A 12,111-nucleotide genomic window follows, 5' to 3' on the forward strand; every position below is an offset into this window, starting at 1 on the left:
CGAAGGGAACATTCTCAAGGTGCGCTTGCCGACTTGTCTCGACATGTTAGAGACTGTTGGTTTGACCGCCTCACGAGAAAGGAAAACCGATGACCGAGACATGGCTGAAAAAGAAACCGATCCGCAAGAGCGGCGCTGTCCCGATGTATGCGCAGGTGGCCGAAATCCTCGACGGCGCGGTGAAGGCGCGCAACGGTGCGCATTTCGCCCTGCCCTCGGAAGGTGAACTGTCGCGGGAATTCGGCGTCTCCCGTGTCACCATCCGCCAGGCGCTCAAGCAGCTCGAAACCCGTGGCGTCATCTATAGCGAGCACGGCCGCGGCTACTTCAGCACCGCCTCGCGCATGAAGGGCGTCTCGGGCTTCCACAGTTTCACGACGGAAGTGCGCAAGCTTGGCGCCGAGCCCGGCTCTGTGGTCGTCGCCTTCGAGGAAGGACAGCCTCTGTCGCCCGCCTTCCGCAAGCATCTCCAGACCGAGAGCGAAAGCGGCCCGGATTTCCTCTTTCTGCGCCGGGTGCGCAGCATCGACGGCGATCCGGTGGCGCTGGAGGACGCATACCTGCCTGCCGCGCTCTATCCTTCGGCAACGCGGGCAATGTTCGAGGGTGCTTCGCTTTATGCCGAGATGGCATCGACCTGGGGCATCGTGCCCACCTGGACGGACGCGTTGTTCGAGCCGGCAGCGGCCACGGACGAAGAGGCCGCCCACCTGAAGATTGCGCCCGGCGCACCGGTTCTCACCGTCTGGCGTGTCACGGTCACCGATACGGACCAGGCCGTCGAATATGTGAAGTCCGTCTACAAGGGCGACGGCTTCATGCTGAACGTCAATCGATATCGCCTCTAGGAGCACCCGTGTCGCAACAGGATTTCGCAATCGGCATCGACATCGGCGGCGGCAGCACGAAGATCGGCCTCGTCTCGACTGGGGGCGAGATCATCGAGCGACGGCGCGTGGTCGTCGGCGATACCGACGATGCGGACACGATCGTCGCGCAGTATGCCGAAACGGTTCGCGACATCCTGGGCGCACATCCGGCGGCGAGGGTGCTGGGGATCGGCATCGGCTTCCCGGGCCGCATCCATCCGGACAACCTGTCCGGCGATCTCGGCAACATCCCTGCCCTCGACGACTTCCCGCTGGCCGAGCGGATCGGCGGGCTGTTTTCCCTTCCGGCACGGATGGAGAACGACGGAACCGCAGCCGGTCTTGCGGAAGCGATGTTCGGCAAGGATCGCGCTGCCCGCCGCCTTCTCCTGATCGCGGCAGGGACCGGCATCGGCGTTGCGCTCACCATCGACGGAAAGCCGTTCATCACGTCGGGCGGAGGCCTCGGCAATGCCGGGCAGCTCATCATCCACGGCAGCGACGGCCGCCCCTGCCGCCAGGGATGCGTCGGTTGCCTGGAATCGCTGGCGTCCGGCGACGCCCTGAACGGCATCGCGCGGCGCTATTGCGTCGAGGTGCCGGACAGTCCACTCGCCAGAAGAGCAAGTGACCACGGACGGGAGGCCGATGCGTCCGATGTCATCGCAACAGCGCTTGCCGGCGATGCGGCCGCAAAGGCGATGCTCTCGGATGTCGGGCGATGGCTCGGCCGCGGTGCGGCGACCTGGGCGCAGATCTTCGCGCCCGACGTCATTCTGCTCGGCGGCGGGTTGAGCGCGGCCGGCAACCTGCTGCTCGCCCCGCTGGAGCGGGAAGCGCGGCTCTCGGGCCTCGACCTCTATCTCGCGCCGGTCCGTTTCGCGCTTGCCTCGCTCGGCAACGACGCCGGCATCATCGGTGCGGCAGCGCAGATCTTTCCCACCCCCAAGCCATGATGGAGTTTCCGTGTCCCAGTCCTATCTCGACGAAATCGCCGAACAGCCGGCGGCAATCCGCAAGCTCGGCCGGCTCGTCACGCCCGACCTGATTGCCAAGGCCAAGGCGATCCGCACCGCGATCGACAACGGCGATGTGCGGCATGTCCTTCTCACCGGCATGGGCGGCTCCCTGTTCAGCGCCTACGGCACCTGGCTGCGGCTGAGCCAGGCACTGCCGGTCCCGGTCTCGCTCTGGGATACGTCCGAACTGATCCAGCAGGCGCCGGCGCTGCTGCGGGCCGGCACCATGGTCATCGCCATCTCGCAGTCGGGCGAAAGCGTCGAACTGCGCCGCATGACGGAACTGGACGCCGGCGTCACCGTCAAGGTTGCGATCACCAATCCCAGCGACAACACCCTCGCCCGCTGGGCCACGCTGGCGCTGGCGACGGAGGTCGGCCCCGAACAGACCGTATCGACCAAGACCTATTCCGCCGGCCTTGCCACCCTCTACATCCTGGAGCGCCTGCTGACCGGCGACGGCGACACCCTGGCAGCAGACATCGCCACGCTCGCCGATGCCGCCGAAACCCTGCTCTCCACCCTGCCCGCCCAGATGGACGAAACGCTGGCCTCGCTCGGTCACGACAGGCCGCTGACCTTCATCGGCCGCGGCGCAAGCTATGCCAGCGCCCAGATGGCCGCGCTGGTGACGGCTGAGGCTGCAAAGGCCCCGACACAGGCGCTGTCCGGCGGCCAGTTCCGACACGGTCCGCTGGAACTGGTGCGCGACGGGTTCCGCAGCCTGCTGTTCCTCGGCGGCTCCGGTGCGACGCTCGACCTCAACCTGAAGACCGTCGCCGACATCACCCGCTTCGGCGGCCGGTGCCTCGTCGTCGCGCCGGAAGCCACGGCAGCGGCCGTTGCGGGGAACGAACCGGTCCTGTCCCTGCCCGATGTTGCGGAAGGGCTTCTGCCTGTGCTGGAAATCCTCCCCATCCAGCTCCTGATGGTCCCGATGGCCGTCGCGCGCGGCTTCGAGCCTGCAAAATTCCTCAACGGCTCGAAGATCACCGTCATCGAGTAGCAACGCGAACACCACCCCGGCCCAGAAGCGGGGGTGGTGTTTTCCATGCTGAAGAGCACGACGGATTTCCTTGCGCCGGAAAATCGATCTATCGGTTGCCGGCGGCGGCGTAGGCGGCGAGCGTTTGCGCAATCCGCCAGATGACGACGGCCTCCGGGTCCAGCGGCCTGTCGGCGAACCGGCCCGCCGGAGACATGTGCTGCCAGAACAGCGGGAGCGGCACGGTGCGGTCCTTCAAGGCAGTAAACAGCCGCCCGACGGCGGCCTCCGCCTCCGGGGTCGCCCAGTAGTAGCGAATGCGGTCGGAAAGCGAATAGTGCCGCAGCAGCCGCTCCTCCTCCTTCGCGCCATGATAGTGCCGGCACCAGTGCTCGGGGTGATGCAGCATGACGGCCTCCATGGCCGCCATGAGGGGGCGCTCCCCGTAGTCGGGGACCAGGTCCGACGCGATAGCATCCAGTGCATAGAGCGCTTCGCGAAGCACGAATGTCAGTTCCGGGCCGACCTTCAGAATGGGGAAGCCATCCTCGACAAGCGCGGCGAGCGAACCGGTTCCCTGGTAGTCGGTCGAATGCGCCTCGAAGACGAATTGCGGTTCCGCGTCGAGAACCTGCGCAAGCCCGGCGATCTTTGTCCGGTCGTAGAAGATCACATTGTGGTTGCCGAATTCGACGCCCGGCTGCACGACGAGGCCGATTGCGCGCTCGAAGGCCGCCGACAGCCCGGCTTCGGCGAAGACCCGTCGATGGATTTCGATGGTCTTGCGGGCAGAGACCCCGTCCGTCGGCTCGATCGACGTCAGGGCGTGATCGGCACCGCCCGGTGGCGGCACCTCCGTTCCGATGACATAGACAGGCATGGCGCCGCCGGCAGCGGCCGCACGCGCTTCCGCAACGGCTGCAAGCCGGCAGGCACGACGCGCCGTCGTTTCGTCATCCAGCGCCGCCGGCTCGCCGCGGCACCCCATGGAGGCATCGAGGTGGATCTTGCGGAAGCCGGCATCGATATAGGCCGCGACCATCGCCTCCGCCTCGGCCATCGCCTCTTCGGCCGGCTGCTCGCGCCATGGATTGGGGCCGAGATGATCTCCCCCGAGGACGACAAGCTCCCGTGGGCAGGCCTCCTCCACGGCCAGTTTGTGCACAAGGCGGGCAAAATCCGCCGGCCGCATGCCGGTATAGCCGCCCAGATGGTTGACCTGATTGCACGTCGCCTCGATCAGCACGGTACGTCCGGTCTTTGCGCCATGCCGCAGCGCCGCCCGCAGGACCAGCGGATGGGCCGAGCAGACCGATGTGACGCCCTTCGGCGTGCCCTGGCGCCGCAGCGCCGCAAGTTCCCCCAGCGCGACCCCCATCACGAATATCTCCCCGTCGAAGCGATGAAAGCGTCGAGTTCGCCCCGCGTCCCCGCGCCCTCCATCGGGCCGAGGCGGGTCACGTTGCGGGCACCTGCGGCGGCGGCATAGGTCAGGGCGTGTTGCGGCGTCAGGCCAAGGCGGCGGCCAGCGACATAGGCACCGCCGAAACAATCGCCGGCCCCCGTGGGATCGACCTCCTCGACGACGAAGGACGGCACGTCGACCCGCGTTCCGTCACGGTTGAAATAGCTGGCTCCATCAGCGCCGCGCTTCAGGACGACCTCCTTCACGCCGCGCTCGAACAGGCGGCGAACCGCAGCCGTTTCGCCATCCACGCCGGCCGCCCGCTCCAGCTCCTCCCCCGACGGCAGGAGCAGATCGGCGGCGGAGACGAGGCGATCGAAACGGCGCTCGGTTTCCGCGTCGAGTTTCAGCTCCTTGCGGATGTTCGGATCGACGGACAACGTACCGCCACGGGCCTTGATGATATCGACCGCCTTGTCGATGACGGCGATGGCACTGGGCATCGACAGCGCCGAGCCCATGACGTGCAGGTGCCCGCCCCGCCCGACAAGGTCGCTCACAGGTACGCTCCATCCGAAACGCGCCGCGGCAGACCGCGCGATGTTGAACACGAAGTCGCGCGAGCCGTTGTCCCGATAGCGGACGAAGGCGCTGCCCGTCGGGAATTCGGGATCGATGGAAATGGCCGAGACATCGACGCCATCGCGCTTTAGGCGCTCGACGTTCACGCGCCCGAAATCGTCATCGCCCACGGCACCGATCATCGCGGCCTGGCCGCCGAAGCGCCCGCATTGGGAGATGAAGATCGCCGGAGCACCGCTGGCAAAGGGGCCGATCAGCGGCTGGGCCTCGACAAATCCCGTGCCGACCGTCGTCGCGACGATCTCGACAAGGATCTCGCCCACGCAGATCGTGGGGCCGAGCGCATCCGGTGCCAGTGCAGACGTCATGAGGGATACCTCGCTTTGATGCTGGGGGCCACGCCTAGGTGGCGGTTGAGCGTTGCAGCGCCGGATCATCGGCACCGAGGTCTTCATTTTCGAGCGACAGGAAGCGCTGATGCAGCATGCAGGCCGCCCCGAAGGCGGGGCCGATTTCCGTGTCGTCGACGGAAATCTCCGGCGCGGGGAACAGCGTGCTCTGCCCCTCCGCCATATGCGCGGCTACGCGGGCCGCAACCAGCGGATAGAGCCCGGCCACCGATCCCCCGAGCACAATCCGCTCGGGATCGATGAGGCGGCATGCCTGCAGCAGGGCGCAGGCGAGATGCCGCGACCAGTCTTCGGCAATGTTCACGGCGGCGGGAACACGGTCGCGCACATCCGCGATGAAAGCGTGCAGTCCGGGCGCCGCCGAACCGGTCGCCGCGCGATACCGTGCCACGAGTGCCTCACGCCCGATCAGCTGCTCGAACTTCTGCCCGCCGCTGCCGGGCACCAGGATGTGACCGATCTCGCCCGCAAGGCCATGGCCGCCGCGAAAGAGCTTGCCATCGATCATGATCCCGCCGCCGATACCGGTCTCCATCGAAAGGAAGAGCGTGACGCCCGCCCGGCCGTTCCGGTAGCTGTCGCCGATCGCAAAGGCATTGGCATCGTTCTCGACCGCAACGGGCATGGGCACGGGAACGGCATCGCGTGCAATCTGCCCGAGCGGCACGTTTCGCCATCCGATGATCGGCGCCAGCGCAACGACCCCGTCCGGTCCGATATGCGCGGGGGTCGATATCCCGAGCCCCCTGCACCGGGCAAGCATGCCCGGGTCCATGGCACCGACGACCATCTCGATCGCCTGCTGCATCGCAGCCTCGACGGTCGAGGAGACCGTGTCAAACGCCTCGCTCCGATAGAGCCGAACCTGGGCGGCAAGGTCGATGACGGTCGTCGAAATGTGCTCGACACCGATTTCGACGCCGATGAAGAAGGCGGCATCGGGCACGAGCTGGAGCATGATCCCCGGCCGCCCGGCACGGGCCTGGCCGGCGCGGTCGGGGCCGTCGCCATCGATCTCCTCGACGAAACCGCTTCCCGTCAGCTCCGCCACGATCTGCCCCGAGGACGAGCGGTTCATGGCAAGTTGCCGCGCCAGCTCCGCCCGGCTCATGCAGCGGTTGCTGTAGATCGCCTGCAGCGCGGCCACGATGTTGTTCTGCCGAATGCGGCGCGGCGTGCTGCCGATGGAAACGATGTCGCTCATCTCCCGATCCCCCCGAATGAACCCGCCTCGACCCTACACGGACAAAGCACGTTGCTAGAAGAGCCTTTAGGGCCGGGCGTTCGTTGCCCGGCGGCGTTTGGCCTCTTCGAGCTTCATCTCGATAAAACCCTTGGCATGAGCCGCCAGCGGGTCGTTCTGTGTCCAGGTATCACGCCAGATGGCGCAGACGAGCGACAGCCCCTCATCGACCACCGCTGTGGAAAAACTCTCGAACACGATGTCGCGCTTGTAATCGATGTCGAGGAGCGCGTCGAAGATCGCATCGAAATCGATGACACCGTCCCCAAGATAGCCGCGATTGCTTTCGCCGATGTGGAAGTACCCGATCTTGTCGCCTGCAAGCCGGATGGCTGCGGCGGGATTGGCCTCCTCGATGTTCATGTGGAACGTGTCGAGATGCAGGCGCACATGATCCGAGCCGGTGTCCGCGATGAACTTCAGGCCCTGGGCGGTCGTGTTGAGAAGGTTGGTCTCGAAGCGGTTGACAATCTCGAGAACGATATCGACGCCTGCGGCCTTGCCTGTCTCGGCCGTTCCGGCAATCGCCGCGACGCTGTTGTCCCAGCCGCGCTTCGTCGGCTGTCGACCGTATTTGGTGTGCGCGGAATAGAGAATACCGCCAAGCTTGGTGCCGCCGATGTCGCGCACGGCGCGCACGGCGTCCGCCAGCATCGCCTTGCCGCCGGCAACGACGGCCTGATCCTCACTCGAAACGTCGCGATCGATCGGAAGCCCCATCGTCACGCCGATCTCGACATCGAGGGACTGGGCGAGCTTCGCCAGGTGATCGAGATCGAACTTCTCCGGTCGCAGATAGGCGAATTCGATCGCGCGATAGCCGTGCTCGGCGGTCTTGCGCAGGGCCATCTCAAGCCCCTCCTGGGTTTGGCCGCCCGTCCAAACAAATGAATGAATACCCAGTCGACGCATCACAATTTCCTCCACAAAGTCGCTTCTCTGGCGACATGGCTATCTCTATTAGTATTTTTACACAACAAATATTTTTGGGATGAAAATCCCTAAAAGCGGTTCAATATCGTGGAAAGTGCGTAAAAATCATAAAATCCACCTTCATGATCGAGAAAGACCACCCGACGCAACAACCAAAAAGGTCATTCATCCGATATAATTTGCATGTTTAAGCAACAAACATTGCGTCGCCATTTTTTTTGCGTTAGGTGGTGTGCATGGCGAGCGCGATTTCGCCGGCTGCCGGGAGGGCTGACATCATCAGCGGGCGCGTTAAAGCGCCCCCGCTTCTGCCGCCCGAAGGCCGGCCTCTCCCCACACATCGACAAATTCCCGCCCTTGAGGCGGGCGACCATGCAGGAGGAGCGCAATGGTTGCGAATGAACCGACTTTGCAAGACGGGGGCGACACACCGCCGCCCTTGCTGCAGGCCCTGAACCTCTCAAAAACCTTCAACAAGGTTCCCGCCCTCATCGATGGGCGGATCACGCTGCGGGCCGGCACCGTGAACGCGCTCTGCGGGGGCAACGGCGCCGGCAAATCGACCTTCCTCGGCATTCTGATGGGGCTGCTGCGACGCGATTCGGGAAGGGTCTCCATCCGCGGCAGGGAGGTCGAATTCGGATCGCCGGCCGACGCGCTCGATGCAGGCGTCGCCATCATCACACAGGAGCTCAGCCCGTTTCTCGACATGACCGTGGCCGAGAACCTCTATCTCGGCAGGGAGCAGCGGCGCGGCCGTTTCTTCGTCGACGACCGGCGCATGCGCGCGGAGGCCGAGGATATCCTCGCGCGCCTCAAGTTTGACATCCCGGTCAGCGCCCGGCTGCGCGATCTCTCCGTTGCCCAGTCGCAACTCGTCGAGATCACCAAGGCGATCAGCCGGCGCAGCGACATCCTGATCATGGACGAGCCGACATCGGCCATCGGCGAACGCGAAACGCAGATGCTCTTCGACGCGATCCGTACCCTGACGGCCGAGGGCGTCGGCATCATCTACGTTTCCCATCGCCTGACGGAAATCTTCGAAATCTCTGATGACTATACCGTCTTCCGCGACGGCCGCTTCGTCGAGGGCGGAGCCATATCGAATATCGACCGCAAGGGTCTCATCCGGTCGATCGTCGGCCGGGACCTGCTGGATCACCGCCGCGAGCCAAAATCCTTCGACACCGAAAAACCTTTGCTGGAGGCCCGCGGTTTTTCGGCAAAGAATCGGAACGCTGATCGCCCGCTACGGCATCGTGATCTCGTTCGTGTTGCTCTTCATCATCCTGTCCCTTGCCTCGTCCAACTTCCTGTCGACGAACAATCTGCTCAACGTCCTTCGGCAGGTGTCGATCAACGGCGTGCTGGCGGTCGGAATGACCTATGTCATCCTCACCGCGGGGATCGACCTGTCGATCGGTTCGCTGCTGGCCTTGGCCGGCGCGGTGGCCGCAAGCCTGGTTACCGGCGCGGATGCGTTCAACCCGGCAATCGCGGTGCTTGCCGGCATCGCCACCGGCGCCGCCTGCGGCGTCGTCAACGGCGGCATCATCGCCTATTTCAAGGTGCCGGCATTCGTCACCACGCTCGGCATGCTGAGCGTGGCGCGCGGCGCGACGCTGCTCTACAGCGGCGGCCGCCCCATCCCCAATCTCAGCCCGGAATTCCGCTGGCTCGGCCAGGGCCTGGTCTTCGGCATTCCCGTGCCGGTCATCATCTTCGCCATCGTCTTCGCCATTGCCGCGATCGTGCTTCGCTACACGGTCTACGGGCGCCGGATCTATGCGGTCGGCGGCAATCCGCGCAGCGCCAAGACCAGCGGCATCAACACGAACGGCATCGTCTTCTCGGTCTACGTGATCATGGGTGCACTCGCAGGTCTTGCCGGCGTCATGCTGACCGCACGCACCACCTCGGCCCTGCCGCAAGCCGGCATCGGCTACGAACTCGATGCCATCGCCGCCGTCGTCATCGGCGGAACAAGTCTCACCGGGGGCATCGGCCGTATCGGCTACACGCTCGTCGGGGTGCTGATCATCGGCATGATCAGCAACGGTCTCGATCTGATGGGGGTGTCCTCATACTACCAGCAGATCATCAAGGGTTCGATCATCGTCCTCGCGGTGCTGATCGACCGCTCCCGCGCGCGGAGCGAATGACACCTGGAACGCGGCCATCGCCGCCTGCAACTGGAGGAATTGCACTATGAAAATGACCCGACGTTCGCTTTTTGGCGCCGCAGCAGGCCTTTGCCTTGCCACCGGCTTTTCCAGTTCGGCCGCTCACGCCGAAGCCTTGAAGATCGCCGCCATCGTTCAGAGCCTCAACACCGAATACAACGTGCTCTGGGCCGACGCCGCCAAGGCGCATCCCGCCCTTTCCGACGGCACGGCGACGCTGACGATCCTCGACGGCCGCCAGGACGTGCTGACGCAGTCCAACCTGTTCGACACGGCGATTACGGAAAAGTACGACGCCATCGTCTTCATCCCCGTCGACATCGATGCCGGCAACGAACCGATCGAGCGCGCGAAGGCCGCCGGAATTCCGGTGTTCGGCTCGAGCACCGTCGTCTCCAACACCGCGCTCTACGACGCCTATATCAACTCGAACGACGTCGAGGCGGGCGAGCTTCTGGCAAAGGCCGTGATCGACAAGGCCGGACCGGACGCCAAGATCGTCATCCTGGAAGGCATGCTTGGCCAGTCTGCACAGGTCCAGCGCCTCGAAGGCATCCAGAAGGTGCTGAAGGACAATCCGGGCGTCACCGTCCTGGAGCAGAACACGGCCAACTGGTCGCGCGCGGAGGCCATCACGCTCATGGAAAACGTGCTCACCGCGCACGGCAAGGATGTACAGGGCGTTCTGGCGGAAAATGACGAGATGGCCGTCGGCGCCATCGAAGGCATCCGCAACCATGGCCTCGATCCCAAGAGCGTCCCCGTTGCCGGCGTCGACGGCATCAAGGACGCGCTGGAGGCCGTGAAGCGCGGCGAACAGCAGATGTCCATCCTTCAGGATGCCAGCGGTCAGGCCCAGGGTGCCATCGACCTCGCCCTCAGCAAGCTGGCCGGGGAAAGCTACAAGCCCCGCGCCGCCGTCTGGGATCTGAATGGCGGAAAGCTCGCCTGGAACGGCGGCAAGGAGCAGCACTATTATGTGCCGTGGCTCGCCGTCACCGCGGAGAATGTCGACGCGGTTCTCGGCGCGAACAAGTAGGCCCGAACCACCGGGACCGGACGCGCGCGTGCCCCTGACGGGGCACGCGTTGGTGTCGGTCGCCGGACGCGTTTCCCCTCCGGCATATCCCCGATCAGGCAGGAACGTAGGTCAGCCGGATCACATCCTCGCAAATCCTCTCGCTCGCCACGAAATGGAGCGCTGGCCGGGGACCGGCGAAATAGGGCGTGCCGCGACCGAGCACGACGGGATGCAGGTAGATACGGTATTCGTCGATCAGACCAAGGTCGCCGAGGCTCTTTGCAAGATGCGGACCGGCCACCTCGATCTCCCCTTCATGTTCGGCCTTCAAGGCACGGATCGCCGCCTCAAGGTCATCGCCGAGAAGTGCAGCATTGGGCCCGACAGACTGCAGCGACTGCGAGGCGACCCATTTCGGCTGCCTCCGCCATGCCACGGCGAAGGCATGCTCGTCCGCGCCCCATTCGGGGTGTTCGTCATCCCAGTAGCGCATGATCTCGTATATGCGGCGGCCGTAGATGCTGCCGGTCTGCCCGCGGGCCTCTTCGATGAAGTGCCGGAAGAGCGTTGGGCTTGGCGCGAAGGCCGTATGATCGACATAACCGTCCAGGGACTGGTTCATTCCAAACACCAGCTTCGCCACTGCCGCCTCCTCTGCCGATCGGCACGTTCGCCTGTTTCCGATCGCACTGGCAATCAACGACAGACTAGGCTAACCGGTTTCATATCACAACCAGTTTATCGCTGCGCGCGGCAACCCCACTTGCCGATGGAAAGAGGCAGGGTTGTGCAAAGTTTGGGTTGACCGCTTTCGACGGCGCAGCGACACTTCAGTCCTTGATAAGGCAGGAGGAAAACCAATGGACGAACCAGACCGGTGGCGCCACATGGCAAGCGCGCCGCGAGACGGTAGCCGGATTCTCGTCACCGTGCGCTCGTCCGAACAGGGACCGGCGGAAGTCGACGTCGCCTACTGGGCGAATGGCGACCGCTTCGGCGCAGAAGGCTGGCGCGCCTCCGACTCCTCCCCCGGCCGCGTCATCGAATATGCCGAACCGGAGCTGAAGTGTTGGATGCCGATGCCCTCGGCCAGCCTCAGCCGGGCCTCCGCACCCGCGCCCTGGGAGGGCGAAGACGCCCAACAGCTCGACGGATCTGGGATCTAGAGCAATTCCAGCAAAAGTGCGTAGCATTCTTGCGTCAGGAATTGCGTAAAAACAAAGAGATAGAGCGTTTTCGCAATTCGAAGAAAAGCGGAAACGCTCTAGCGTGGCAGGCTCCGCCTCCTCTCAGATCCCGCCCGTGCGGCTCTGCCACGCGGCCAGGCTTCCCGGCTTTTCTCCGAAAAGGAAGAGACGTTTCCTACGGCGTGAAAGCACACCATCTCACTGACCATCGTCAGCACCGGCTGCCGTGTCGCCCTGCCCGTCACCGCCAATGTCGGCGAATGCTTCGAGC

General features: G+C 64.6%; 11 protein-coding genes and 1 pseudogene. 7 read left to right on the plus strand and 5 right to left on the minus strand.

Annotated elements, in window-relative coordinates; translation table 11 throughout:
* The first annotated feature begins 89 nt into the window (after positions 1-89).
* The 3 genes from AKG11_RS06575 to AKG11_RS06585 are packed head-to-tail and all read left to right on the plus strand — an operon-like array spanning position 90 to position 2,894.
* The gene (locus AKG11_RS06575; protein ID WP_023513781.1) at positions 90-848 is read left to right on the plus strand and encodes a GntR family transcriptional regulator; all 759 of its coding nucleotides are present in this window, start codon (positions 90-92) and stop codon (positions 846-848) included.
* A gap of 8 nt (positions 849-856) precedes the next feature.
* Positions 857-1,825, plus strand: coding sequence for an ROK family protein (locus AKG11_RS06580; protein WP_050743333.1), 969 nt, complete (start codon positions 857-859; stop codon positions 1,823-1,825).
* 10 nt (positions 1,826-1,835) lie between these two features.
* Complete coding sequence (locus AKG11_RS06585) at positions 1,836-2,894, plus strand: SIS domain-containing protein (RefSeq protein ID WP_050743334.1); 1,059 nt, start codon at positions 1,836-1,838, stop codon at positions 2,892-2,894.
* 88 nt (positions 2,895-2,982) lie between these two features.
* On the opposite strand, the gene AKG11_RS06590 is transcribed toward AKG11_RS06585, so the two are convergent.
* The 4 genes from AKG11_RS06590 to AKG11_RS06605 form a co-directional block, all read right to left on the minus strand.
* Complete coding sequence (locus tag AKG11_RS06590; protein WP_050743335.1) at positions 2,983-4,251, minus strand: class II D-tagatose-bisphosphate aldolase, non-catalytic subunit; 1,269 nt, start codon at positions 4,249-4,251, stop codon at positions 2,983-2,985.
* The gene (locus tag AKG11_RS06595; RefSeq protein WP_050743336.1) at positions 4,251-5,228 is read right to left on the minus strand and encodes a tagatose kinase; all 978 of its coding nucleotides are present in this window, start codon (positions 5,226-5,228) and stop codon (positions 4,251-4,253) included. Before AKG11_RS06595 ends, AKG11_RS06590 begins: the two co-directional genes overlap by 1 nt.
* A 34-nt stretch (positions 5,229-5,262) precedes the next feature.
* Positions 5,263-6,474, minus strand: a complete 1,212-nt coding sequence (locus AKG11_RS06600) for an ROK family protein (protein WP_050743337.1) — start codon at positions 6,472-6,474, stop codon at positions 5,263-5,265.
* Positions 6,475-6,540: 66 nt separating this feature from the next.
* Positions 6,541-7,425 (minus strand): sugar phosphate isomerase/epimerase family protein, encoded by an 885-nt coding sequence (locus AKG11_RS06605; protein WP_037409430.1) that lies wholly within the window; start codon positions 7,423-7,425, stop codon positions 6,541-6,543.
* A 409-nt stretch (positions 7,426-7,834) separates the two neighbouring features.
* Between AKG11_RS06605 and AKG11_RS35835 the strand changes: the two are divergent.
* The 3 genes and pseudogenes from AKG11_RS35835 to AKG11_RS06620 form a co-directional block, all read left to right on the plus strand.
* A pseudogene (locus tag AKG11_RS35835) lies at positions 7,835-8,326 on the plus strand (ATP-binding cassette domain-containing protein); the annotation flags it as partial.
* A 394-nt stretch (positions 8,327-8,720) separates the two neighbouring features.
* On the plus strand, positions 8,721-9,611 hold the full coding sequence (locus tag AKG11_RS06615) for an ABC transporter permease (RefSeq protein ID WP_371260041.1): 891 nt from the start codon (positions 8,721-8,723) through the stop codon (positions 9,609-9,611).
* A gap of 46 nt (positions 9,612-9,657) precedes the next feature.
* Complete coding sequence (locus tag AKG11_RS06620) at positions 9,658-10,671, plus strand: substrate-binding domain-containing protein (protein WP_082342353.1); 1,014 nt, start codon at positions 9,658-9,660, stop codon at positions 10,669-10,671.
* Positions 10,672-10,765: 94 nt separating this feature from the next.
* Here AKG11_RS06620 and AKG11_RS06625 read toward each other — a convergent pair whose 3' ends face one another.
* Positions 10,766-11,296: a dihydrofolate reductase family protein gene (locus AKG11_RS06625; RefSeq protein WP_050743339.1), complete on the minus strand. Its 531-nt coding sequence runs from the start codon at positions 11,294-11,296 to the stop codon at positions 10,766-10,768.
* A 217-nt stretch (positions 11,297-11,513) separates the two neighbouring features.
* Here AKG11_RS06625 and AKG11_RS06630 point away from each other — a divergent pair, with 217 nt between their 5' ends.
* Positions 11,514-11,819, plus strand: coding sequence for a hypothetical protein (locus tag AKG11_RS06630; protein WP_023513617.1), 306 nt, complete (start codon positions 11,514-11,516; stop codon positions 11,817-11,819).
* Positions 11,820-12,111 lie beyond the last annotated feature (292 nt).

Source organism: Shinella sp. SUS2, assembly GCF_001262505.1.
Taxonomy (GTDB): Bacteria; Pseudomonadota; Alphaproteobacteria; order Rhizobiales; family Rhizobiaceae; genus Shinella.